The 22,857-nt window shown below is 72.1% G+C and carries 20 protein-coding genes and 1 tRNA gene; 6 read left to right on the top strand and 15 right to left on the bottom strand.

All coding sequences use genetic code 11. The features are described 5' to 3' along the window. The first annotated feature begins 33 nt into the window (after positions 1-33). Both ABD371_RS07285 and ABD371_RS07290 read left to right on the top strand, forming a co-directional pair. Positions 34-486 (top strand): hypothetical protein, encoded by a 453-nt coding sequence (locus tag ABD371_RS07285; RefSeq protein WP_344473974.1) that lies wholly within the window; start codon positions 34-36, stop codon positions 484-486. Between the two features lie 49 nt (positions 487-535). After that, positions 536-1,123, top strand: a complete 588-nt coding sequence (locus ABD371_RS07290; RefSeq protein ID WP_344473975.1) for a dihydrofolate reductase family protein — start codon at positions 536-538, stop codon at positions 1,121-1,123. A gap of 172 nt (positions 1,124-1,295) precedes the next feature. Here the strand turns inward: ABD371_RS07290 and ABD371_RS07295 are convergent, their stop codons facing one another. The 3 genes from ABD371_RS07295 to ABD371_RS07305 all read right to left on the bottom strand — a co-directional run bounded on the left by ABD371_RS07295 (position 1,296) and on the right by ABD371_RS07305 (position 5,604). Beyond that, entirely contained in the window at positions 1,296-1,937 is a 642-nt protein-coding gene (locus ABD371_RS07295) for an IclR family transcriptional regulator (RefSeq protein ID WP_190125719.1), read from the bottom strand. A 249-nt stretch (positions 1,938-2,186) separates the two neighbouring features. After that, positions 2,187-3,980: a DEAD/DEAH box helicase gene (locus ABD371_RS07300; protein WP_344473978.1), complete on the bottom strand. Its 1,794-nt coding sequence runs from the start codon at positions 3,978-3,980 to the stop codon at positions 2,187-2,189. A 166-nt stretch (positions 3,981-4,146) separates the two neighbouring features. Continuing rightward, on the bottom strand, positions 4,147-5,604 hold the full coding sequence (locus ABD371_RS07305) for an MFS transporter (RefSeq protein WP_344473984.1): 1,458 nt from the start codon (positions 5,602-5,604) through the stop codon (positions 4,147-4,149). 171 nt (positions 5,605-5,775) lie between these two features. On the opposite strand from ABD371_RS07305, the gene ABD371_RS07310 reads away from it, so the two are divergent. Continuing rightward, positions 5,776-5,850: transfer RNA gene (locus ABD371_RS07310), tRNA-Cys, on the top strand. Positions 5,851-5,919: 69 nt separating this feature from the next. On the opposite strand, the gene ABD371_RS07315 is transcribed toward ABD371_RS07310, so the two are convergent. The 11 genes from ABD371_RS07315 to ABD371_RS07365 all read right to left on the bottom strand — a co-directional run bounded on the left by ABD371_RS07315 (position 5,920) and on the right by ABD371_RS07365 (position 18,652). Next, positions 5,920-6,462 (bottom strand): AAA family ATPase, encoded by a 543-nt coding sequence (locus tag ABD371_RS07315; RefSeq protein ID WP_344473987.1) that lies wholly within the window; start codon positions 6,460-6,462, stop codon positions 5,920-5,922. A 9-nt stretch (positions 6,463-6,471) separates the two neighbouring features. Continuing rightward, the gene (locus ABD371_RS07320; protein ID WP_344473989.1) at positions 6,472-8,775 is read right to left on the bottom strand and encodes a xanthine dehydrogenase family protein molybdopterin-binding subunit; all 2,304 of its coding nucleotides are present in this window, start codon (positions 8,773-8,775) and stop codon (positions 6,472-6,474) included. Beyond that, positions 8,772-10,424 (bottom strand): (2Fe-2S)-binding protein, encoded by a 1,653-nt coding sequence (locus ABD371_RS07325; RefSeq protein ID WP_344473991.1) that lies wholly within the window; start codon positions 10,422-10,424, stop codon positions 8,772-8,774. Before ABD371_RS07325 ends, ABD371_RS07320 begins: the two co-directional genes overlap by 4 nt. Then, positions 10,421-11,317 carry an FAD binding domain-containing protein gene (locus ABD371_RS07330; RefSeq protein ID WP_190125712.1) on the bottom strand — a complete coding sequence of 299 codons (897 nt, stop codon included), beginning with the start codon at positions 11,315-11,317 and terminating at the stop codon, positions 10,421-10,423. Before ABD371_RS07330 ends, ABD371_RS07325 begins: the two co-directional genes overlap by 4 nt. A gap of 288 nt (positions 11,318-11,605) precedes the next feature. After that, positions 11,606-13,255, bottom strand: coding sequence for a beta-N-acetylhexosaminidase (locus tag ABD371_RS07335; protein ID WP_344473993.1), 1,650 nt, complete (start codon positions 13,253-13,255; stop codon positions 11,606-11,608). Positions 13,256-13,277: 22 nt separating this feature from the next. Beyond that, entirely contained in the window at positions 13,278-14,111 is an 834-nt protein-coding gene (locus ABD371_RS07340; protein WP_344474126.1) for a carbohydrate ABC transporter permease, read from the bottom strand. An 11-nt stretch (positions 14,112-14,122) separates the two neighbouring features. Next, on the bottom strand, positions 14,123-15,094 hold the full coding sequence (locus ABD371_RS07345) for a carbohydrate ABC transporter permease (RefSeq protein WP_344473995.1): 972 nt from the start codon (positions 15,092-15,094) through the stop codon (positions 14,123-14,125). Between the two features lie 5 nt (positions 15,095-15,099). Beyond that, the gene (locus ABD371_RS07350; protein WP_344473997.1) at positions 15,100-16,404 is read right to left on the bottom strand and encodes an extracellular solute-binding protein; all 1,305 of its coding nucleotides are present in this window, start codon (positions 16,402-16,404) and stop codon (positions 15,100-15,102) included. Positions 16,405-16,664: 260 nt separating this feature from the next. Next, on the bottom strand, positions 16,665-16,949 hold the full coding sequence (locus ABD371_RS07355; RefSeq protein ID WP_190125707.1) for a DUF3039 domain-containing protein: 285 nt from the start codon (positions 16,947-16,949) through the stop codon (positions 16,665-16,667). 78 nt (positions 16,950-17,027) lie between these two features. After that, on the bottom strand, positions 17,028-17,867 hold the full coding sequence (locus ABD371_RS07360; RefSeq protein WP_344474000.1) for an ABC transporter permease: 840 nt from the start codon (positions 17,865-17,867) through the stop codon (positions 17,028-17,030). Continuing rightward, positions 17,864-18,652 (bottom strand): ABC transporter ATP-binding protein, encoded by a 789-nt coding sequence (locus ABD371_RS07365; RefSeq protein WP_344474002.1) that lies wholly within the window; start codon positions 18,650-18,652, stop codon positions 17,864-17,866. Before ABD371_RS07365 ends, ABD371_RS07360 begins: the two co-directional genes overlap by 4 nt. A 113-nt stretch (positions 18,653-18,765) precedes the next feature. On the opposite strand from ABD371_RS07365, the gene ABD371_RS07370 reads away from it, so the two are divergent. Next, a complete protein-coding gene (locus ABD371_RS07370; RefSeq protein ID WP_344474004.1) occupies positions 18,766-19,956 on the top strand; it encodes a sensor histidine kinase in 1,191 nt (396 codons plus the stop codon). Further along, complete coding sequence (locus ABD371_RS07375) at positions 19,931-20,653, top strand: response regulator (protein WP_344474006.1); 723 nt, start codon at positions 19,931-19,933, stop codon at positions 20,651-20,653. The genes ABD371_RS07370 and ABD371_RS07375 overlap by 26 nt, the downstream gene beginning before the upstream one ends. Here ABD371_RS07375 and ABD371_RS07380 read toward each other — a convergent pair. Further along, on the bottom strand, positions 20,626-21,186 hold the full coding sequence (locus ABD371_RS07380; RefSeq protein ID WP_190125702.1) for a YqgE/AlgH family protein: 561 nt from the start codon (positions 21,184-21,186) through the stop codon (positions 20,626-20,628). The genes ABD371_RS07375 and ABD371_RS07380 overlap by 28 nt on opposite strands. 277 nt (positions 21,187-21,463) lie before the next feature. Between ABD371_RS07380 and murA the strand changes: the two genes are divergently transcribed. Next, positions 21,464-22,795: a UDP-N-acetylglucosamine 1-carboxyvinyltransferase gene (gene murA / locus ABD371_RS07385; RefSeq protein ID WP_344474009.1), complete on the top strand. Its 1,332-nt coding sequence runs from the start codon at positions 21,464-21,466 to the stop codon at positions 22,793-22,795. Positions 22,796-22,857: the final 62 nt, after the last annotated feature.

Here is a 22,857-nt window from a genome sequence, read left to right on the forward strand (position 1 = left end):
GGTGCCGCGCCGGGCCCGTGAAAGCATCGACGGATGATCGACGCGGCCGGCCTGACCGGCAGACGGCTACGGGCGGTGACGACGTCCTGGCACCACCACCCGGAGTCCGAGCCCTCCCTTCTACATCTGTGGCTGCACCTGGACGGCCTCGGCCCGGTGCGGTTCCACGGAACGAACGACCGGATCCTCCTGGACGTCGACGAGCCGCACGGCCCGTACGACATGGGCGAGTACGGCCACACCACGGTCGAGAGGGACCTCCCGGGCTTCCCCGTGCACCGGTTCCTCGGCCGGCGAATCCTCTCCGTCCGGGCGATCCGTCACCAGGACGGCGAATTCGACTGCGCCGTCGGCCTCGCCCTGCGGTTCCCCGGGGGCGACATCCGCGTCCTCGACCTCCGGGACGACCTGGTCGTGACCGGCGAGGAGCTGAGCACGCTCGACCCGGAGCTGCGGGAAGGACCGTTGACACCACTCCACTCGTAGTACTACATTCAAACCACTTCACTCACAGTACTCCGAAAGAGGTACCGCATTGCGCAAGCTCGTCTACTACGTCGCCGTCTCCCTCGACGGGTACATCGCGGGACCCGGCGGGGAGTACGACTTCTACCCTCTCGGCGACGAGGAGCAGGCCGCCGCCTACTCCTCGTGGATCAACGCCCGCTACCCCGAGACCGTCCCCCACTTCGCGCGGGCGGCCGAAGGCCTGGCGGACGCGCCCAACCGGCGCTTCGACACGGTGCTGATGGGGCTGGGGACCTACGGTCCGGGCGTGGCGGCGGGCTTCACCAGTCCGTACGCGCATCTGCGGCAGTACGTCGTGTCCAGCACACTCGCGCCCGACACCGACCCGGCGGTGACGGTCGTCCCGAACGACCCGCTGGCCCTGGTGCGGGAACTCAAGCGGGAGGAAGGGCTGGACATCTGGCTCTGCGGCGGCGGGATCCTCGCCGGGGCGCTGCTGCCCGAGATCGACGAACTGATCATCAAGAGCTACCCGGTGGTCGCCGGCTCCGGCATCCCGGCCTTCAGCGGCGCGTTCGACCCCACTCTCTTCGGGGTCGCCGACCGCGCCTCGTTCGACAACGACGTCACGGTCACCCACTTCACCCGCCGCTGAGACGCGGCGCGGGGCGTGCACGCGAAGGGGCCGCGCAGGGACCGGGGCCGGGACGTAAAGCGGCGCAGCTCGCGCGGAGCGCGGTGAGGAAAGCAGTCCCGGACCCGGGCCCGGAGCGGACCCGTGACCCGACCACCGGACCCGCACCACCCCGGCCGCACCGCCCCCGGCTTCAGCGAAGAGCGTCCGCGACCTCTCGGGCGGCGTCCATGACCCGGGGGCCGACCCGCTCCGGGACGGACTCGGCGAGCATCACCACACCGACGCTGCCCTCTATCCCCGTCACCCCCACCAACGGCGCGGCGGCCCCGCACGCCCCCGCCTCCAACTCCCCGTGGGTCAGGGTGTACCCGGGCTCGTCCGGGTTCCCCTGGCGCGCGGCGAGGATCGCCCGCCCGGCGGCTCCCCGGTCCAGCGGGTGCCGGAACCCGGCCCGGTAGGCCACGTGGTAGTCGGTCCAGGTGGGTTCGACGACGGCGACGGCGAGCGCTTCGGCGCCGTCCACGAGGGTGAGGTGCGCGGTGGCCCCTATGTCCTCGGCGAGCGCCCGCAGCGCGGGCATCGCGGCCTCCCGCACCAGCGGGTGCACCTGCCGGCTGAGCCGCAGCACGCCGAGCCCCACGCGGGCCCGCCCGCCGAGGTCGCGGCGGACGAGTGCGTGCTGCTCGAGCGTGGCGAGCAGCCGGTAGACGACGGTCCGGTTGACACCGAGCCGAGTGGACAACTCGGTTACGGTCAGACCGTGATCGGTGTCGGCGAGCAGTTTGAGGACGCGCAGTCCTCGGTCGAGCGTCTGGGAAGTCTCCGCGGTCACGACGCCCTCTCCTTCGGAGTGTGTGACGGCGGATCCCATGGCGGTGTGGCGCGACGCCGATGACGACGGCGTCGCGCCCCCAGAGGCCCGCCGGCAGGCCAAGGCACACCGACTGGGCTCCGCGGCGGCGCTGCCACGGGGCGCTTGTGTTGCCCGGGACAGTAGCGAGCCGGTCCGCTCAGCGGAAGACCTCGTCCAGAATCCGGGCGTCGCACGGCGATACGGCCCGGATTCCATCGGCTTTCGGCCTCAGCGCATCCGAGTGGCCCATTCCTGGACCTTCTTGATCCGCTCCCGGATCTGCCCGGCGGTGGCCTCCGCGCTCGGCGGCCCGCCGCACACCCGCCGCAGCTCGGTGTGGACGACGCCGTGGGGTTTGCCGCTCTGGTGGACGTAGGCGGCGACCATGGTGTTCAACTGCTTGCGCAGTTCGAGGAGTTCCTTGTGGGAGACGACGGGCCGCCGCTCGGCGGGCAGTTCGAGGAGGTCGGCCTCGTCGTCGGGCTTCTTGCGGCTGTGGGCGATCTGCCGGGCCTGCCGCTTCTGGAGCAGCATCTGCACCTGGTCGGGTTCGAGGAGCCCGGGGATGCCGAGGTAGTCCTGCTCCTCCTCGCTCCCGGGGTGGGCCTGCATCCCGAACTCGGCCCCGTTGTACATGACCCGGTCGAAGACGGCGTCGGACTCCAGGGCCTCGAAGGGCAGGCTGTCCTGCTCCCCGGTGTCCTCGTCCTGCTCCTTGTTGGCCTCGTCCATCTCCTTCTCGGACTCGGCGTAGGGGTCTTCCTCCTCGCCGTCCTTCTTGGGCCGGTCGAGCACATGGTCGCGCTCGACCTCCATCTCGTTGGCGAAGCCGAGCAGCGAGGGGATGGTGGGGAGGAAGACGGAGGCGGTCTCGCCGCGTCTGCGCGATCGTACGAAGCGGCCCACGGCCTGGGCGAAGAAGAGGGGGGTCGAGATGGTGGTGGCGTAGACGCCGACCGCGAGGCGGGGGACGTCGACGCCCTCGGACACCATGCGGACGGCGACCATCCAGCGGTCTTCGCTCTCGCTGAATTCATCGATCCGCTTGGACGCGCCGGTGTCGTCGGAGAGGACGACGGTGGCCTTGGTTCCGGTGATCTCCCGGATGAGCTTGGCGTAGGACCGCGCGGAGTCCTGGTCCGCGGCGATCACGAGCCCGCCGGCGTCGGGGATCGCCTTGCGGACCTCGCTCAGCCGCCGGTCGGCGGCGCGCAGCACATTGGGCATCCAGTCGCCGCGCGGGTCGAGCGCGGTGCGCCAGGCCTGGGAGACGGCGTCCTTGGTCATGGGCTCGCCGAGCCGGGCGGCGACCTCGTCGCCGGCCTTGGTGCGCCAGCGCATGTTGCCGCTGTAGCTCAGGAAGATCACGGGCCGGACGACGCCGTCGCCGAGGGCGTTTCCGTAGCCGTATGTGTAGTCGGCGGAGGATTTGCGGATGCCGTCGTTGCCCTCTTCGTAGGTGACGAAGGGGATGGGGTTGGTGTCCGAGCGGAAGGGCGTGCCGGTGAGCGCGAGCCGCCGGGTGGCCGGGTCGAAGGCTTCGAGGCAGGCCTCGCCCCAGGACTTGGAGTCACCGGCGTGGTGGATCTCGTCCAGGATGACGAGGGTCTTCCGCTGCTCGCAGCGGTTGCGGTGGAGCATGGGGCGGACGCCGACGCCCGCGTAGGTGATGGCGACGCCGTGGTACTCACGACTGAGCGGCCCCGCGCTGTAGTCGGGGTCGAGCTTGATCCCGATACGGGCGGCGGCGGCGGCCCACTGCTTCTTCAGATGCTCGGTCGGCGCGACGACGGTCACCTGCTGGACGACATGGTGGTGCAGCAGCCAGGAGGCGAGGGTCAGCGCGAAGGTGGTCTTTCCCGCCCCGGGGGTGGCTACGGCGAGGAAGTCCCGGGGCTGTTCCTGGAGGTATCTCTCCATGGCCCCCTGCTGCCATGCTCGCAGCTTGCCGGCGGTGCCCCAGGGGGCACGGCCGGGGAAGGCGGGGGAGAGGTGGTGGGAGTGGGAGGCGGTAGTAGTCACGGTCTCCGGTTCGGCGCTGGTCCAGTCACGACAGGTATGACAACCGGGCCACCCTACCGGTGCCGGAACCTCGGCCCTGGCCGGACGAGACGGTTGCGCCGGGGTTGAGACCCGCCTCACAGCGGGCGGTTTTCGCGCTCCCTACGAGGGGTCACGGGGGTGCCGCTCAGGCGTCCCGTACGCGCAGCCGGGTGGCGACCCAGGCGCCGGCCAGGGCGACGAGGGCCATGGGGAGGAAGACGACGGCGAAGGCGGCGGGCTGGGACTCGCCGACGGCGGTGGCGGTGTGGCCGGCGACCGTGCCGCCGCCGAGGGCGGCGAAGGCGGCGCCGCCGGCGGCGAGGAGCATGACGTTGGAGAGGCCGTCGGAGATCTGGAGGGAGGCGGAGTTAGCGCCGGCTTCCTCGGGGGCGGAGAGCTTGAGGAGCAGGACGCTGGTGGAGGCGATCACCATGCCCATGCCGAAGCAGCCGATGCCCCAGGCGAGGCCGAGGACCCAGACGGGCACGGAGTGGATCAGCACGCTGGGCGCGGCGGCTATGGCGGCGGCGACGAGGACCATGCCGATGGTCGTGAGCTTCTCGCGGTGGGGTTCCATGCGGGGCCTGGACTGGAGGAAGGATCCGAGCGCCCAGGTTCCGCCGCCGACGGCGAGGGAGAGGCCCGCCATGGTCGGGGAGAGGTCGCGCTGGGTGACCAGCATCAGCGGGATGAAGGATTCGGCGGCGATGAAGGATCCGGCGGCGATGCCCCGGAGGAGGACGACGGAGGGCAGGCCGCGCGCGGCGCGGTAGGTGCCCCTGGGGAGCAGTCCGAGGACGGCGGGGACCATCAGGGCCGTGCCGAGGGCGAGCGGGAGGAGGGAGAGCCAGGTGAGGTCCTGGGCCGCGTACTGGATGAGGGCGACGCCGAGGGAGATGCCCAGCGCGAGCCGGATCCGCCGGGCGTCGAAGGCCGGCCGGGGCGCGGTCGGGTCGGCGGGGCCGGTGGTCATCCGGCGGATCGCGGGGAGGGCGAGGGCGAGGGGGAAGACGACGAGGGCGGGTATGCCCATGAAGACCCAGCGCCAGCCGAGCTGCTCGGTGACGGTGCCGGAGGCGAGCGGGCCGACGACCGAGGGGATCACCCAGCTCGCGGCGAACGCGGCCAGGATGGCGGGCCGCAGCTTCTCCGGGTAGGCCCGGCTGATGACCACGTACAGCGCGACGATCACCAGTCCGCCGCCGAGGCCCTGCACGGCCCGGCCGAGGATGAACAGCCACATGGTGCCCGCCGTGCCGGAGAGCAGCAGCCCGACCGCGAACGCCGAGATGCCGGTGGCGAGCGGCCGGAGCGGTCCGTCCCGGTCGGCCCACTGCCCGGAGAGCACCATCGCGAAGAGGCTGGTCGTGAAGTAGGAGGAGAAGGCGAACGCGTACAGCCCGATCCCGTCCAGCTCCCGCGCCGCCACGGGCATCGCCGTGCCCACGGCGGTCGCCTCGAAGGCGATCAGCAGCACGACGGCGATGATCCCGATGCTCAGCGCCCGGTACTCCCGCCCGAGAATCCCGCCCCGCGGGTGCTGATCAGGGGTTTCGGCTATGGGCGGCGTGACCTCGGCGTCACGGGGTTCCAGGGCGGTCATGGGCCAAGCGTAAGGGGCATGACCGAATATGAACCCTGTCCCCGGGTGGGTCCGGGGCTGGTCCCTTGGTCCTAGGCCTGTGAACGGCGTGTGGCAGTCGTATTGCGGGGTGCCTTGATCCCTTGAGCGGGGCCCGCGGGGCGGCCTACGGTTTGATCAGTTCAAGCACACGGCCGTGTGCCCGAGTGGTTCAGGGACTCGCCTGCAAAGCGAGTTACGTGGGTTCGATTCCCGCCACGGCCTCCATGAAAGGCCGGTCCGGCACCGAAGTGAAACGGTGCCGGACCGGCCTTTTGCGTATCCGGGGCGCCCCGCTCAGACCCGGGCCTCCGGGAGGCGTGAGAGGAGGGTGTCCACCGTCTCCTGGGGGGTCTGGTCGCTGGTGTCGAGCCAGAGGCCGAGGCGGGGGGTGTGTTCGCGGAGGAGGGTGTCGAGGGCGGTGACGGTCCAGTCGGGGCCGTAGCCGGTCTTGGGGCGGGCGGCTTCGCGGGCGGCGACGGCGGCGGGGGTGGGGGCGAGGACGACGAGGTGGAGGGGGCGGGTGCGGACGAGCGCGGGATAGGCGGCGAGGTCGTCGCCGATGACGATGTCCTGGACCACGGCGGTGAAGCCGGCCTCGGCGTAGGAGTCAGCGGCCCCGGCGGCGAGGCGGTGGCGCAGCCGGAGCTGGGCGAGGGCCTCGTGCTCGTCGGGTGAGCCCATCTCGACGCGGCCGGAGACCGTCATCCGCCGGAAGGCGTCGCCCCGGATGTGGGCGGCCCTCGGCAGCCGCTCGGCGAGGGCCTGGGCGACGGTCGACTTGCCGGAGGCCATGATCCCGGTGATGAGGACGACGGACGAGGAGAGCTGTTCGGTCATGGACCCAGGCTAGGGATGGGCAACCGCCGCCTGGGGGCGGATGGGGAGACGGTTGACGGGACGGCCGGTGGCCGCGCGGACGGCGGCGGCGACGGCGGCCGGGGAGGTGACCACGGGGACCGCGCTCGCCGCCTTCGCGCCGAAGGGGGCGACCACGTCGCGTTCCTCGACCAGCTTCACGATGCGGATGTCGGGCACGTCCAGGGCCGTCGGCAGGGCGTAGCCGGTGAGGTCGGGGTGGCGGATCACACCGCGCGTGGTGCGCAGGTTCTCCGTGAGGGCGGTGCCGACGCCGAGGGTGATGCCCGCCTCGATACGGCTGGCGAGCTGCGCCGGGTTGAGCACCCGGCCGACGTCCTGCGCGACCGCCATCTCGACCACCCGGATCGAGCCCAGCTCGATGTCGACGTCGACGACGGCGCGCACGGCGCAGAAGGCCATGCCGACGAAGGCGTCGCCCTGCCCGGCCTCGTCCAGCGGTTCGGTGGGGTGGGGGCGGCACTGGGCGGTGGCCCACAGCTCCTTGCCCTCCATCGCCTCCATCACGGTGGTGGAGAGCACCCCGTCGTACGAGGTGATCTTGCCGTCGGCGATCTGGAGCAGCTCGGTGGACATCCCGAACTGGTGGGCCAGCGGCTGGAGCAGCTGCGTACGGACCATCTTGGCGGCGCGCTCGACCGCGCCGCCGGAGACCCAGGTGTGCCGGCCGTGGGCCGCCGGGCCCGCCGGGGGCTGGTCGGTGTCGACGGCGGCGACATGGACCTCGTCGACGCCGAGGGTCTCCTGGACGATCTGGCGGGCGAGGGTGGTGAAGCCCTGGCCGGTGTCGACGGCGGCGCAGATGACCGTGGCGATGCCGTCGTGGATCTTGACGGTGGCGGTGGAGACCTCGTCGGTGCCCTCGGCCCCGAGCATGTGGACCATGCCCAGCGCGTAGCCGACGCCGCGGCGGACCGCGCCGGGCTCCCCCGCGCCCTCGGGGCCGCCGGGGAGCAGCCAGTCGTCCTCGGGCGAGTCCTTGGGCAGCGGGGGCAGCGGGAAGTCCCGTACGGCCTGGAGCAGTTCGGCCACCGGGGCCGGGCAGGTGACGGTCTGACCGGTGGGCAGGATGTCCCCGGTCGCGAGCACATTGCGCAGCCGCAGCTCGGTGGGGTCGAGGCCGAGCTTGACGGAGAGTTTGTCCATCTGGGCCTCGTAGGCGGCGCACACCTGCATCGCGCCCTCGCCGCGCACATGGCCCGACGGGGGGTTGTTGGTGCGCACGGCCCAGCCCTCGATGAAGGCGTGCGGGACGACGTAGGGGCCGCAGGCGAAGGCGACGGCGGCGGCGAGCGACTCGGACGAGGAGTCGGCGTAGGCCCCGGCGTCGAGGAGGAGTTGCGCCTCGACCTTCACCAGCCGGCCGTCGGAGTCGGCGTGGTGGCGGTAGCGGAGCAGGGTGGGGTGGCGGTGGGCGTGGCCGAGGAAGGACTCCTCGCGGGTGGCGGTCAGCTTGACCGGGCAGCCCGTCTTGAGCGCCAGCAGCCCCAGCGGCAGCTGGAAGCCGGGGTCCTCGCGGTCGCCGGTCGCGCCGGGGACTCCGGTGACCACGATCTTGACCCGGTCGGGCGCCAGGCCGAAGCAGTCGGCGGCGAGATCGCGGTCGGTGTGCGGGTCGGTGGAGGCGACGTACAGCTCGACCCCGCCGTCCGGCCGGGGCACGGCGAGACCGGCCTCCGCGCCGATGGGCGCGGGGTCCTGGCGTCCGATGCGGTAGAGGCCCTCGACGACGATCTCGCCGGCGGCGTCGGGGTCGCCGTAGCGCAGCGGGATGTGCCGGATCAGATTGCCGTCGGGGTGCAGCGGTTCGGCGGCGAAGGCCTGCTCCGGGTCGGTGACCGGCTCCAGCACCTCGTACTCGACCGCGATGGCGGCGGCGGCGAGCCGGGCGGTGTCGGGGTGGTCGGCGGCGACGGCGGCGATGGCCTCGCCGTGGTGGCGGACGAGGTCGGAGGCGAAGACGGGACGGTCGGCGATGCGCCTGCCGTACGAGACGTCCCCGGGGATGTCCTGGTGGGTGACGACCGCGCGGACGCCGGGCATCTCCAGGGCCGCCGAGGTGTCGATGGCGGTGATCCTGGCGTGGGGGTGCGGGGAGCGGAGGATCGCCGCCCAGAGCAGTCCCTCGGCCCAGAGGTCGGAGGCGTACGGGAAGGTGCCCTCGGTCTTGGCTCGGGCGTCGGCCGGGGGGAGGGAGGTCCCGAGGCCGTGGGCGGGCTGCTCCGGCCGGGGGAAGGGGACCGTCCGGGGCGTCGCGTCGGCGTCGTTGGTCACGCCATGCCTCCGTCGTGCGGGTGGGGCTGCACACTACCGGCGCCGGGGGGCGCCTGGTGCGGAATGCGGGCATCCGGCGGCTGGGGGGCATCGGCCGCCTCGGCCGCGGCGGCGGCGCTCGCCTCGCGGCCCGCGACCACGTCCCGTACGGCGTCGAGCACGCCCCGGTAGCCGGAGCAGCGGCAGAGGTTGCCGCAGAGGGCCTGCCGGGTCTCCAGCTCGCTGGGGCGGTGGTTGCCCTCCAGGAGGTCGTGGACGGTCATCGCCATGCCGGGGATGCAGAAGCCGCACTGGACGGCTCCGCAGGCGGCCAGGGCGCGCTGCACGTCGGAGGGTTCGCCGTCGGTGGCGAGGCCCTCGACGGTACGGACCTCGGAGCCGGCGGTGGTGGCGGCGGGGACCAGGCAGGAGGCGACGAGGCGGCCGTCCACCTGGACGTTGCACGCGCCGCACTCGCCCTGCGAGCAGCCGTCCTTGGCCCCGGCGAGGCCGAGGCGCTCGCGCAGGACGTAGAGCAGGGACTCGCCGATCCACGCCTCGGTGACGGGGCGGTCCACGCCGTTGACGCGCAGGACGTAGGAGGTGGGCGGGTGTTCCTGGGCGGCGGCCGACAGCGGGCCGGGGGCAGCGGGTTCGGCCTCGGGCTCGGGCTCCGCCTCGGGGGCCGGTTCCGGGTCGGGTTCCGGGGCCGGGTCCGGGTCCGGGTCCGCAGGAGCGGCGGCGTCCGGTTCCGGTTCCGGTTCCGGTTGCGGCTCGGGCTCGGGCTGGGGCTCGACGTGCTGGGCCTCGGGCTCGGGGGTCACCGGCTCGTGCGGCGTCGGCGCGTGGGTCGCCGTCACCGGCTCCTGGGGGGGCCGGGGCGCGTCGGCCCCGGGGGTGTGGGGCGCGGGCGCGTGGGTGGCCGGGGCGGGGGCCTCGGCGGCCCGCGCCTCGGGAGCCGCCGGCTGCTCGGCGGCCCAGGGGGCGGGCGCGCCGCCCGGGAGGGTGGCCGGGGGCTCGGCGGCCCAGGGGGCGGTGGCCCCGCCGGGCAGGGTCGCGGGGGCGGCGTTCCACTGGGCCTGGAGCATGGAGGCGGTGAACTCCCCCGTCTCCTCGGGAAGATCGCCGCGGGCGACCGGGATCGTCCACTGGCCGGTGACGTCGGCGGCGGGCGGCCCGGACTGCTGCGGGGCCTGCTGGGCCTCCGGAGCCTGGGGGGCCTGGGGGGCCTGCGGGGCGGCCTGGGTGAAGCTCCACTCGCTGGTCGCGTGCGGGTCGGCCGGCGGCTGCTCCGGGCCCGGCACGGGCTCGGGCCAGCCGTGCTCCGGCTGTCCGTGCTGCTGGGCCTGCGGAGCCTGCTGGTGCTGAGCGGCCTGCGGGGCCTGCGAGGGCTGCGGGTTCTGCCAGACCTCCGGCACCTGGGGGTCGGCGGCGGGGGTCAGCGGAAGGATCATCGGGGGCACATAGCCGTGCCCCGGGGCCTCCAGCGGCGAGGCTCCGGGCATGTCCTCCGGCGGGATGTGCACGAAGGCCGTGGCCTCGTAGTCGTAGTCGCCCTGCGGCGTCGGCTGCCAGCCGCCGTGCTCGGCCGGGTACCCCTGCTGAGGCCCGTGCTGGTGCCCGTGCCGCTGGTCCCGCCGACGCCCCTGCGGGTTCTCCTCGTTGCTCATGACAGCGCCCTCCCCAGTGCCCGTCGGGCCAGTGCGGCGACGGTCCGCCGCAGATGCAGTACGGCCGGCGGGTGTACGGCCGCCTCCGAGCCCTCCGGAGCCGGTGGCGGATCCGGGATGCAGGCGGCGGCGACGTACTCCCCGAAGGCGGTCAGCGCCTCGACGGAGAGCCCTCGTTCGCCGTCCCAGTCGATGAGCGAGGCGATCCAGCGCTCGGCCTCCATCGGCCGCAGCGGCATCGGCGCGATCGCCCCCACCGCGCAGCGCACTCCGCGGCGCACGGGGTCCAGCACGACGGCGACGGACGCGGTGGCGCGGCCGGGGCCGGTGCGGCCGGTGGCCTTCAGGAAGACCTGGGGCGCGTGCAGCAGCGGTACCCGCACATGGCCGATGAGTTCGGCGGGGCCGAGCATCTCGCGGCCGGCGAGCAGATGGGAGACGGGCAGCTCACGGCGGGCCCCGCCGGGGCCCGCGATGATCAGCTCGGCCTCCAGGGCGGCGAGCACGGGCAGGCTGTCGCCGGTCGCGGCGGCGGTGGCGATATTGCCCCCGAGCGTGCCCGCGTTGCGGATCTGCGGCGGGCCGGCCGCGCGCGCCGAGGCGGCGAGCGCGGGGATGAGCGCGGCGAAGTCGGGGCGGCCCATCCGGGCGTGGGTGAGTCCCGCGCCGAGGAGGGCGTGCCCGTCCTGGTAGCGCCAGCCCCGGATCTCGCTGATCCTGCCCAGCCCGACGAGTCCCGCGGGGCGCAGCTGCCCCTTGTTGACCGCCGCCATGAGGTCCGTTCCGCCGGCCACCGGCACGGCGGCGGGCATGGCGGTCAGTGCCGCCACTGCCTCGTCGAGCGACGTCGGCAGCGTCACCGACCGCGTCGTCTGCGGTGCGTGCGTGGTCACCCAGCTGCCCCTTCCCGGTGTCCGGCCATCCCGCCTGTGTTGCCGTACCGTACGTGCTCACAGGCTGGGGATGGCAACTCTGGCACATGTTCCGGGCCGACCGGCGAGAGGGTCCACGAAGGGCGCATCCACGAAGGATGCGCCCTAACCGCTATGGCGTCCGCTTTTGTCATGTCTTCGGTGGCACATACGGATTGCCGGTCTTCAACGGTGTTGCGCGGCTTGTTCCTCATGGCCGTCCCACGGTGCCAGAGTCCGGGGCGGGGGACGGCCGGCTTGGGCGCGGACTCACACGTTCGGGGGCGCTCCCTCACGCGGGAAGCCGGTCACCCCGGGGCGCTTCTGCCACGGCAACGGGCCCCCGGGTGGCCGATAGTCGACGCCGAGGGCGTCAAGGCGGCGGTAGTGGGTGGCCATTCGGCGTTCGAAGTCGGCGTAATCCCGTTCCGGGGAGGCGGGCAGCCGGGACCAGGCGACCTCGGCGAAGGCGGCGAGGCGGGGAAAGACCTGGTAGTCGATGCGGGAGCGCTCCTGCAGGACCTCGGTCCAGACATTGGCCTGGGTGCCGATGATGTGCGCCTCGGCCTCGGGGCTGAGGCCGGGCGGCACCGGTTCAAACCGGTAGACGTCCTCCAGGGTGCGGATGTACCCGATGGGCATCGGCTCGTCGGGGCCGCCGTCCTGGCGGAAGTCCAGATAGACCTGCTGCTCGGGGCACATCACGACGTCGTGGCCGGCTTCGGCCGCCTGGATGCCGCCCGCGTAGCCGCGCCAGGAGGAGACGGCCGCGCCGGGCGCGAGGCCGCCTTCGAGGATCTCGTCCCAGCCGATGAGCCGGCGGCCCCGGGCGGTGAGCCAGGTGTCGAAGTGGCGGATGATCCAGGACTGGAGTCCGTCCTCGTCACCGACGCCGAGTTCGGCGATCCGGGCCTGGGCCGTCGGGGACTGCTTCCACTGGTCCTTGGGGCATTCGTCGCCGCCGATGTGGATGAAGGGCGAGGTCCGGGCGGGGAAGAGTTCGAGGACTTCCTCCAGGACGCCCTCGTAGAAGCGCAGGGTGTTGTCGGTGGGGGAGAGTACGTTGGGATTGATCCCCCAGGTCTCCCAGGGTGAAAGCGAGGCGGTGTCGATGACGTCGGTGTTGCCCAGTTCCGGATATGCGGCGATGGCGGCCTGCGAGTGTCCGGGCACATCGATCTCGGGCACGACGGTGATATGCCGCTCGGCGGCGTAGGCGACGATTTCGCGGATGTCGTCCTGGGTGTAGTAACCGCCGTAGGGCTTCTCGTCCCACAGTTCGGAGAATCGGTGGCCCCATTTGGTGCGGGAGCGCCAGGATCCGACCTCGGTGAGCCGGGGATAGCGCTTGATCTCGATGCGCCAGCCCTGGTCGTCGGTGAGATGGAAGTGGAAGACGTTGAGTTTGTGGGCGGCCAGCAGATCGAGGTAGCGCATCACGTCGGTCTTGTGGGTGAAGTGACGTGAGACGTCGAGCATCATTCCGCGCCAGGAGAAGCGGGGACCGTCCTCGATGGTCTGGGCGGGGACGGCACGGACCGCGCCGGAGCCGATCGGGACCCGGCGGAAGGAGGCGGTGCCGAGGAGCTGGCGCAGGGTCTGCGCGCCCCAGAAGACGCCCGCGCCGGAGCCGCCGCGGATCTCGATGCCCCGGCCCCCCACGACCTCCAGCCGGTACGCCTCGGGCTCCAGGTTCTCGTCGACGAGGAGGGTGAGGGAGTTCTCGGCGTTCTCGGTCTCCCCGGGCGGCAGTGGCAGCCCGAGGGCCGGCCCGACCACCGAGCGCAGCCAGCGCTCGGTGGTGGCGGTGCCGGCGCCCGCGTAGAGGGTGGTGCGGGCGTCGGGGGCGAAGCCGCCGGCGCCGTTCTCGACGGCTCGGGGGGCCGGGATCAGATCGGGAGGGTTCTCTTCAGCGGTCATGACATCCATCCTTGAGGGTTGCTCAGTCCTTTACGGCGCCGCCCAGTCCGGAGACCAGCCGTCGCTGTACGAACACGAAGAAGATGAGCACCGGCACGGTCATGATGGTCGAGCCCGCCATGATGCCGCCCCAGTCGTTCTCATCCGGTTTGAAGAAGACCAGCAGCGCCATCGGCAGGGTCGACTGCGAGGTGTCGCTGATGATGAAGGACTTGGCGAAGAGGAAGTCGTTCCAGGTCGAGATGAAGGAGAAGACGCTGGTCGCCACAAGGCCCGGGAAGACCAGCGGGAAGAGGATCTGCCACAGGAAGCGGGTGCGGCTCGCGCCGTCGATGTAGGCCGCTTCCTCCAGCGCCTCGGGCACCGCCTTCACGAATCCCCGCAGCATCCAGATGGCGAACGGGAGGGAGAAAGCGATATGGGGCAGGATCAGCGACCAGAGGGTATTGAGCTGGCCGGCGTCCCGCATGAGGAAGAACAGCGGGATGGTGAGCGCCTCGATCGGCACCATCTGCGCCACCAGGAACATGATGAGCAGGGTGGTGCGGAACTTGAACCGGAAGCGGGTGACCGCCGTCGCGGCCAGGAAGGCTATCAGCGCCGACGCCACCACGACGGCGCTGGCGACGAAGAGGCTGTTGAGAAAATAACGTCCGAAATCCTGCTGCTCGAACACGCGGCGGAAGGAGTCGAGCGACGGGTTGAGCGTCCAGGGCAGCGCGTCGGTCGACTGGATCTCGCCCGCCGGTTTGAAGGCGGAGAGCACCATCCAGTACAGCGGGAAGGCGACGACCACCGCGACGACGAGCGCGGACGCCTCGGCGAGCAGCCGCCAGGGACGGCGGACGCGGAACATGCTCGTACGGCTCACAGTTCTTCTCCCTGGCGTCGCAGAAGGCGCAGATAGACGAGGGTGACGGTCAGCAGAATCAGCAGCATGACGATGCCGATCGCCGAGCCCAGGCTGTACTGCGAGGACGCGAAGGCTTTCTGGTACGCGTACACATTGAGGACGAGGTTCTGGCCGGCGATGCCTCCGCCGTTGGTCATCACATAGATCTGGGTGAAGACCTTGAAGTCCCAGATGATCGACTGAATGGTGACGACGACCAGGATGGGGCGGAGCATGGGCGCGGTGATGGAGCGCCAGATCTTCCACTGGGAGGCGCCGTCCAGCGAGGCAGCCTCCAGGACTTCGGTGGGGATGGCCTTGATGCCCGCGTACACGGTCACCATCACGAACGGGAACGAGCACCAGACGACCTCGAAGAGGACGAGGGCGAAGGCGCTGTAGCGCTCGTAGGTCCAGGAGAAGTCACCGAGGCCCAGGAGGCGGTTCACCGGTCCGTAGTCGGGGTCGAAGAGGAAGACCCAGACGGTGGAGCCGGTGATGGCCGGGGTCGCCCACGCGCCGAGCGCGGCCATCATCAGGGCGAGACGGGGCACCGCCCTGATGCGGGTCAGCAGCACGGCCAGCACACAGCCGACGATGAGCGTGCTGATCACACAGGCCGCGGCGAACAGGACCGTGGCGAACAGGACCTGCCAGAACTGGCTGTCGGCGAAGAGTTCCCGGTAGTTCCCGAGGCCCTTGAAGGTGGTCGGCTCGCCGCCGCTGACCTGTGCCTGGGTGTATTCGAGGAAGGAGATCAGGCCGAGCTGGTAGATCGGGTAGACCAGCAGCGCGGCGAGGACGACGAGCGCGGGCAGCAGATAGAGCCAGGGCGTCCAGCGCCCGCCCTTGCGGCCGGATCGTTTTCTGGGGGGCTTCGCGGCCGGGGCCGGCGCGGTCTTGGGGGAGACCGCGGCCGGGCCGGCGGCTGTCGCTTGGTGGGTCATGTCGGTCAGCCGGCGTCGGTGAACGCCGTGTCCATCTTCTTGGCGGCGTCGGCGGAGGCCTTGGCGACGTCCTTCTTGCCGCTGATGACTTCCTGGAACATCGTCGGCAGGACGAGGGAGGCGTCCACCTGGCCCCAGCCGGCGGAGGCGGGGACGAACTTGGTGCCCGCGCCGAGCGTCTTGACGAAGGGCTCGACGAAGGGCTTCTTCTTCGCGACCTCGTCACGGACGTCGGTGTACGTCGGCAGGAAGCCCATGGCGTCGAAGAACTTGCGCTGGGACTCCTTGCCGGCGAGCTTCTTCGTCAGCTCCACCGCGAGGGTCCGGTGCGAGGTGCTCTTCAGGACGCCGATGTTGTTTCCGCCCGCGAAGGCCGGGGCGATCTCGCCCTCCTTCATGCCGGGCAGCGGCACGACGGCGTACTTGCCCTTCACCGTGCCCGCCTCGACGGCCTGGTGGCTGAAGTCGCCGCCCATGGCCATGGCGGCCTTGCCGGAGGCGAAGGCGGTGACGACCGCGTTGCCGGTCATGGCGGCGCACTTGGCGGCAGGACAGTTGTCGTCGCCGAAGAGCGAGGTGTAGGCCTTGATGCCCTTCTGGGAGGCCTCGCTGTTGATGGCCGACTTGTAGGAGCCCGCGCTGCCCTCGGCCAGCTCGCCGCCGTTGGCCCAGATGAACGGCATAGCACCGTAGGTGTACGCGCCGCCGACCGCCATGCCGTAGAGGTCCGGCTTCTTCTCGCGGATCTTCTTCGCGGTGGCGATCAGCTCGTCCTGGGTCTTGGGCAGCTTCAGGCCCAGCTCCTTGAAGACGTCGGTGCGGTAGTACAGCGCGCGGACGCCGACGAAGAGAGGCGCACCGTAGATCTTGTCGTTGACGGTGACCGACTGGGTCGCGGTGGGGTCGCTGCTCTTGGCCTCGTCCCAGGCCTTGAACTCCTCGCTGATGTCCGCGAGTCCGCCGTCCTTGACATAGCCGGCGGTGTCGGTGTTGCCGTACTCGACCACGTCGGGGGCGCTCTTCGGGTCGTTGAAGGCGGCCTTGATGCGCTGGGCGCGGGTCTCGACGGGGATGTACTCCACCTCGACCTTGGCGTCCTTGTTCTCCTTGGTGAAGGCCGCGACGGCCTCGTCCACGACCTTCTTCTTCGGGTCGTTGTTGACTTCCTGGAAGAGCCAGACGCGCAGGGTCCCGGACTTCTCGTCCTTCGAGGAGCTGTTGTCGGAGGTCTGGGGGGCACAGGCGGTCGCGGTGAGTCCCGCGAGCACCAGGGCCGCGGTCGGAGCGGCGATGCGGGAGCTGAGCTTCATGAGCGGTCCCCTACGGTATTCGTTGCAGCATCTGCAACGTACGTTTCGTGCTGCACAACACGAGGAGGCTAGAGCGGGACAAACCTGGGGACAAGAGGTCTCAACCACTCTGTGACCGGCAGACGCATCCTGTGCAACGGCTGTGGCCCCGGCGGCCCGAAAGGGAAACGGCCGGTGAGCGGACGGACACGGAAACGGCCCCGGGGGCACGCGTGTTCGCGTGCCCCCGGGGCCGTTCGTTCATGTCTTCGCCGCGGCGGCTACTTGTCCTTGCCGCCCTTGCCCTTGTCCCCGCCCGGGCCCATGGACTCGTAGATTTCCTTGCACATCGGACAGACCGGGTACTTCTTGGGGTCACGCCCCGGCACCCAGACCTTTCCGCACAGGGCGACCACGGGAGTGCCGTCGAGGGCGCTCGCCATGATCTTGTCCTTCTGGACGTAATGGGCGAAGCGCTCGTGATCGCCGTCGCCGTGCGACACCTGCGGCGTCGGCTCTACGAGGGTTCCCGTCCCAGACCCGCGCTCGGGCTCAAGAGTGCTCATGAACTCCAAGGGTACCCGGGTCACCGGCCCCTGGACCGCACCCGGGTCGCACTCCCCGGGCCCGCCCGGGGCCGGCGCTCACGCGTCGCGCCGCCGCAGCGCCGCCAGACCGCCCGCGAAGGCCACCGCCGCCCACACCAGCATCACCGCCAGCGCGCCCCCGGGACCGAAGTCCACCCGCTCGTCCGGGAAGCTCCGCATCAGCTGGGAGCCCGCGAGCTGGGGCAGGTACCAGGCGACGCGCCCCACCACCCCCGGCACCGGGCCGATCAGCTGGGGCAGAAGGAAGATCAGCGGCACCAGGACGCCGAGCGAGAGCACCGTGCCGCGCAGCACCGCCGTCACCCCCGCGGAGATCAGACAGATCACCGTCAGATGGACCGCCACCCCCAGCGTGGCGCGCAGCGCGCCCGGATCCCCGAGCGAGACGTTCAGCTCGGGCCCCATCGACGTCTGGGCCAGCCAGAAGCCGATGAACGCGGTGGGCAGCGCCGCCGCGAGCGCCACGGCCCCCAGCACCGCCGACTTCGCGGCCCAGAACAGACCCCGGCGGGGCACGGCGGTCAGCGAGGACCGGATCGTGCCGGAGGAGTACTCGCCGCCCACGGCGAGCACCCCCAGACAGACCATCGCGAGCTGGGCGATCAGCTGGCCGCCGAACCCGAGGAAGACCGGGTCGAAGGCGGGGTCGCCCAGATGCTCCTCGACGCGCCCGCCGGCCGCCGCGCCGTAGAGCACCGCGAAGGACGCGCCGACGGCGAAGAAGGTGAGAAGGATCCACCAGGTGGAGCGCAGGGTGCGCAGTTTGAGCCACTCGGCGGAGAAGGCGGCGGCGAAGTCGGCCGCGAGCCCGCCGTACCGCCCCCGGTCTCCGGGCGTGGGTGCGGGCATGGGCATGGGCGTGGTCCGCGGTGTCATCGGGCACTCCCCCGCTCCGAGCGGCCGGCCCAGGCCCCGGCTGCGGCATCGGCCCCGGCCTCGGCCGAGTGATCGGCCGTACCCCCGGTCAGCCGGATGAACGCCTCCTCCAGAGAGCCGCCGGGAGAGGCGTGCGCGGACACGATCTCCTCCATCGCGCCCGCCGCGAGCAGCCGCCCCCGGGCGATCACCACCACATCGTCGACGGTGAGCGCGGCCTCGGCCATCAGGTGCGAGGAGACCAGCACGGTACGGCCGTCCCCCGCCCACCGGCGCATCAGCGAGCGGATCCACACCACCCCCTCCGGGTCCAGCCCGTTGACCGGCTCGTCCAGCAGCAGCACCGCCGGGTCGCCGAGCAGCGCCGCCGCGATCCCCAGCCGCTGCCGCATCCCCAGCGAGTACGTCCCGGCCCGCCGCCGCTCCGCCCCCGCGAGCCCGGTCAGCTCGATCACCTCCGCCACCCGGCGGTCGCCGATCCGATGGGTCCGGGCGAGCGCCCGCAGATGGGACCGGCCGCTGCGCCCCGGATGGACGGAGTCCGTCTCCAGCAGCGCCCCGACCTCGTGGAGCGGACGGCGCAGGCGCTCGTAGGGCACCCCGTCGTAGCGGACCGTGCCCCCGTCGGGCCGGTCCAGGCCGACCATCATCCGCAGCGTGCTGGACTTCCCCGCGCCGTTGGGCCCGAGGAAGCCGGTCACCCGCCCGGGTGCGGCGGTGAAGCTCAGCGCGTCGACGACGGTCGCGCGCCCCTGTCGTTTCGTCAGTTCGGTTACGTCAATCACCCCGCCGACACTTCCCGTCCGGGCCCCGGGCGCGCATCGGCCCGGGGGCGGAGCGGCGCTTCTCCTCCCGGGGACGGAGGCGGGCGGCACCCCGGCGGCTCTACGGTCGGGGGATGTCCGACGCGATACGGCTGGTGGGGCGGGACGCGGTCGCGGTCGCGGTGTACGCCCTCCTGCTCACTCTGGTGGGCTCGCCCACCGCGCCCACGGTGCCCGGGGAGTCCGCACCGCTCTCCGGTGCGCCGCTCGCGCTGCTGACGGCGGCGGCCGTGCTGCCGTGCGCGCTCCGGCGGCTGTGGCCCGGACCGGTCTTCTGCTGGGTGCTGGCGGTGACCTGGGTCGCCGTGGTGCTGGACGCGGTGCGGGACCCGTTCCTTCCGGCGGCCTTCGCGCTCCACGCGGTCGCCGTCGGCCCGGTGGGACGGCGCTGGTGGCAGCGGTGGCCGCCGGGGCCCGCGATCGCGGTGCTGCTCTGCGCGGGGCTGGTCGCGCCGGCCGGGCGGGACGCACGGTACTGGTGGTCCGGCGGGCCCGGCCTGATCGTCCTGGGGTGTGTCGCCCTGATGGCTGCCTGGGAGCTGGGCCGGGCCGCCCGGGAGCGCCGGGCCTTCGCGCTGCGCGCGGCCGAGCAGCTCGCGCAGCGCGCGGTCACCGAGGAGCGGCTGCGGATCGCCCGGGAGCTGCACGATGTGGTGACCCACTCGATGGGGCTGATCGTGGTGCGGGCGGGGGTGGCCAACCATGTCGTACGGAGCCGCCCGGAGGAGGCGGCCGGGGCGCTGCGGGACATCGAGGCGACGGGCCGCAGCGGGCTGCTGGAGCTGCGGCAGATGCTGGGGGTGCTGCGTTCGCAGGGCGGGGAGCGGCTGCCGGCCTCGCACTCCCCCGCCCCGGGCCCCCGGGAACTGGCGGAGCTGGCGCGGCGCGCCGGGGCGGAGCTGGAGACCGCCGGCCTCGACGGGCTGCCGGAGGGGGTGGGGCTCGCGGCGTACCGGATCGTCCAGGAGGCGCTGACCAATGTGCTGCGGCACGCGGGTCCGGGCGCGGTGGGCCGGGTGGCGGTGCGCGCCGAGGACGGCGAGGTGCGGCTGACGGTGCGGGACGACGGCCGGCCGGGACTCTCGTACGGGCCGCCGGGGCACGGCATGGTCGGCATGCGGGAGCGGGTGGCGCTGTACGGCGGCACGTTCACGGCCGGCCCGGTGCCGGGCGGCGGTTTCGAGGTCCGGGCGGTGCTTCCGTACGCCCCGGCCGGGTGCGAGGAGGAGGGGACGACCGGTGATCCGGGTACTGGTGGCCGATGATCAGGCGCTGCTGCGGGGAAGTCTGCGGCTGCTGGTGGAGGCCACGGAGGGGCTGACGCCGGTGGGCGAGGCGGCGGACGGCTCCGAGGCGGTGCGGCTGGCCCGCCGGGCCCGGCCGGACGTGGTGCTGATGGATGTGCGGATGCCGGTGCTGGACGGCATCGAGGCGACCCGGCTGATCTGCTCGTTCCCGGAGACGGCGCGGACCCGGGTGCTGATGCTGACCATGTTCGACCTGGACGACCATGTGTACGGGGCGCTGCGCGCGGGCGCGAGCGGCTTTCTGCTCAAGGACACCCCGCCGTCGGAGCTGCTGGCGGCGGTGCGGGTGGTGGCGGCGGGGGACGCGCTGATCGCTCCGGCGGTGACCCGGCGGCTGATCTCCGAGTTCGCGCGGCGGCCGGGTCCGGCCCGTCCGGACGCGGCGGGTCTGGACTCGGTGACCGGCCGGGAGCGCGAGGTGCTGGAGCTGGTGGCCCGGGGGCTGAACAACGCGGAGATCGCACGGCGGCTGTATGTCGGCGTCTCCACGGTGAAGACGCATGTGAGTCATCTGCTGGGGAAGTTCGGCGCGCGGGACCGGGCGCAGCTGGTGATCGTGGCGTACGAGACGGGTCTGGTGGTCCCGGGGACGGGCACGGGCACAGCTGCGGGGACGGGGCTCGGCGGTCAGTTCATCGAGGGGTCGTCGGGGTAGGTGGCGAACATGGCCAGTTCACTGCGCTGGCGGCGCAGCACGGCCCGCCAGAGGGACTCGGGGCGGGGCGAGGAGACGTCGCCGGGTTCGGACTCGACGACGTACCACGCGCCGTCGTCCAGCTCGTTCTCCAGCTGGCCGGGGCCCCAGCCCGCGTATCCGGCGAAGATGCGCAGCGAGCCGAGGGCCGCGCCGAGGAGTTCGGGCGGGGCTTCCAGGTCGACCAGGCCGATCGCCCCGTACACCCGGCGCCAGCCGGCCGGGCCCTCGTCGCCGGGGATCACGGCGACGCCGAGCGCGGAGTCGAGGGAGACGGGGCCGCCCTGGAAGACGACTCCGGGCTCGCCCGCGAGCGGGGCCCAGGGTTCCAGGATGTCGCCCACTCCCACGGGGGTGGGCCGGTTGAGGACCACGCCGAGGGAGCCCTCGTCGTCGTGGTCGAGCAGCAGGACGACGGCGCGGTCGAAATTCGGGTCCGCGAGGGCGGGTGTGGCGACGAGCAGCCGCCCTGTGAGCGAGGACACCTCGGTCATGCGAGACATGATCCCGCATCTTCGCCCCGCGCGGGGCCCGACCGCCCGACCGCTCGGCCCCACCCCCCAGAATGGGCCGTGGCGGCACCCCGGAACCATCCGGAAGGTGACACTCCGCACGCGCGGGGGAACCCAGCGTGCTGTAGCGAACTCATGACGTCGTGGAGGCTCCCGGCCCTTACGGCGGCGGGAGTCCCGCCCCTTACCCTTTTCTCTGACCCTCTGCCCGACCTCCCCTCGCTCCACTGGAGGGGACACCCTCCGGAACGCGAGATTCATGACCGGCACAGACGATGTACTGCTTGTCCACGGCGGGACCCCGCTGGAGGGCGAGATCCGCGTCCGAGGCGCCAAGAACCTGGTGCCGAAGGCCATGGTCGCCGCCCTTCTCGGCAGCGAGCCGAGCAGAATGCGCAATGTGCCCGACATCCGCGATGTGCGGGTGGTGCGCGGACTGCTCCAGCTGCACGGCGTGACCGTCCGCCCGGGTGACGAGCCGGGCGAGCTGGTGCTGGACCCGACGCACGTCGAGAGCGCCAATGTGGCCGACATCGACGCCCACGCGGGTTCCTCGCGCATCCCGATCCTGTTCTGCGGTCCGCTGCTGCACCGGCTGGGCCACGCCTTCATCCCCGGTCTCGGCGGCTGTGACATCGGCGGCCGGCCGATCGACTTCCACTTCGACGTGCTGCGGAAGTTCGGCGCGACGATCGAGAAGCGCGAGGGCGGTCAGTATCTGGAGGCCCCGCAGCGGCTGCGCGGCTGCAAGATCCGGCTGCCGTACCCCTCGGTCGGCTCCACCGAGCAGGTGCTGCTGACGGCGGTGCTGGCGGAGGGCGTCACCGAGCTGTCGAACGCCGCCGTGGAGCCGGAGATCGAGGATCTGATCTGCGTACTCCAGAAAATGGGCGCGATCATCTCGGTGGACACCGACCGGACGATCCGGATCACCGGCGTCGACCGGCTCGGCGGCTACACCCACCGGGCGCTGCCGGACCGTCTGGAGGCGGCCTCCTGGGCGTCGGCGGCGCTGGCGACCGAGGGCGACATCTATGTGCGGGGCGCCCAGCAGCGCTCGATGATGACCTTCCTGAACACCTACCGCCGGGTCGGCGGGGCGTTCGAGATAGACGACGAGGGCATCCGCTTCTGGCACCCGGGCGGCACGCTGAACGCGATCGCCCTGGAGACGGACGTGCACCCCGGTTTCCAGACCGACTGGCAGCAGCCGCTGGTGGTGGCGCTCACCCAGGCGACGGGCCTCTCCATCGTCCACGAGACGGTCTACGAGTCCCGGCTCGGATTCACCTCCGCGCTCAACCAGATGGGTGCGCACATCCAGCTGTACCGCGAGTGCCTGGGCGGCTCGGACTGCCGCTTCGGCCAGCGGAACTTCCTCCACTCGGCGGTGGTGTCGGGTCCGACGAAGCTCCAGGGCGCGGATCTGGTCATCCCCGACCTGCGGGGCGGTTTCTCGTATCTGATCGCGGCGCTGGCCGCCCAGGGCACCTCCCGGGTGCACGGGATCGACCTGATCAACCGGGGGTACGAGAACTTCATGGACAAGCTGGTGAAGCTCGGGGCGAAGGTGGAGCTCCCGGGCCGCTGACACCGTCCCCGGGGCCCTGCGGGGCCCCGGGGACACAGCAAGGGCGGCCACCTTGGCAAGGT

Origin of the sequence: Streptomyces amakusaensis (assembly GCF_039532665.1) — a bacterium.
In the GTDB taxonomy this organism is placed as follows: domain Bacteria; phylum Actinomycetota; class Actinomycetes; order Streptomycetales; family Streptomycetaceae; genus Streptomyces; species Streptomyces amakusaensis.

Excerpts from the sequence above, each read along its gene's own strand:
- ABD371_RS07325 (WP_344473991.1), bottom strand. The coding sequence starts at position 10,424 with ATGAGCAACGAGGAGAACCCGCAGGGGCGTCGGCGGGACCAGCGGCAC.
- ABD371_RS07340 (WP_344474126.1), bottom strand. The coding sequence starts at position 14,111 with ATGTTCCGCGTCCGCCGTCCCTGGCGGCTGCTCGCCGAGGCGTCCGCG.
- murA (WP_344474009.1), top strand. The coding sequence starts at position 21,464 with ATGACCGGCACAGACGATGTACTGCTTGTCCACGGCGGGACCCCGCTG.
- ABD371_RS07335 (WP_344473993.1), bottom strand. The coding sequence starts at position 13,255 with ATGACCGCTGAAGAGAACCCTCCCGATCTGATCCCGGCCCCCCGAGCC.
- ABD371_RS07315 (WP_344473987.1), bottom strand. The coding sequence starts at position 6,462 with ATGACCGAACAGCTCTCCTCGTCCGTCGTCCTCATCACCGGGATCATG.
- ABD371_RS07345 (WP_344473995.1), bottom strand. The coding sequence starts at position 15,094 with ATGACCCACCAAGCGACAGCCGCCGGCCCGGCCGCGGTCTCCCCCAAG.
- ABD371_RS07360 (WP_344474000.1), bottom strand. The coding sequence starts at position 17,867 with ATGACACCGCGGACCACGCCCATGCCCATGCCCGCACCCACGCCCGGA.
- ABD371_RS07285 (WP_344473974.1), top strand. The coding sequence starts at position 34 with ATGATCGACGCGGCCGGCCTGACCGGCAGACGGCTACGGGCGGTGACG.
- ABD371_RS07305 (WP_344473984.1), bottom strand. The coding sequence starts at position 5,604 with ATGACCGCCCTGGAACCCCGTGACGCCGAGGTCACGCCGCCCATAGCC.
- ABD371_RS07370 (WP_344474004.1), top strand. The coding sequence starts at position 18,766 with ATGTCCGACGCGATACGGCTGGTGGGGCGGGACGCGGTCGCGGTCGCG.
- ABD371_RS07380 (WP_190125702.1), bottom strand. The coding sequence starts at position 21,186 with ATGACCGAGGTGTCCTCGCTCACAGGGCGGCTGCTCGTCGCCACACCC.
- ABD371_RS07350 (WP_344473997.1), bottom strand. The coding sequence starts at position 16,404 with ATGAAGCTCAGCTCCCGCATCGCCGCTCCGACCGCGGCCCTGGTGCTC.
- ABD371_RS07355 (WP_190125707.1), bottom strand. The coding sequence starts at position 16,949 with ATGAGCACTCTTGAGCCCGAGCGCGGGTCTGGGACGGGAACCCTCGTA.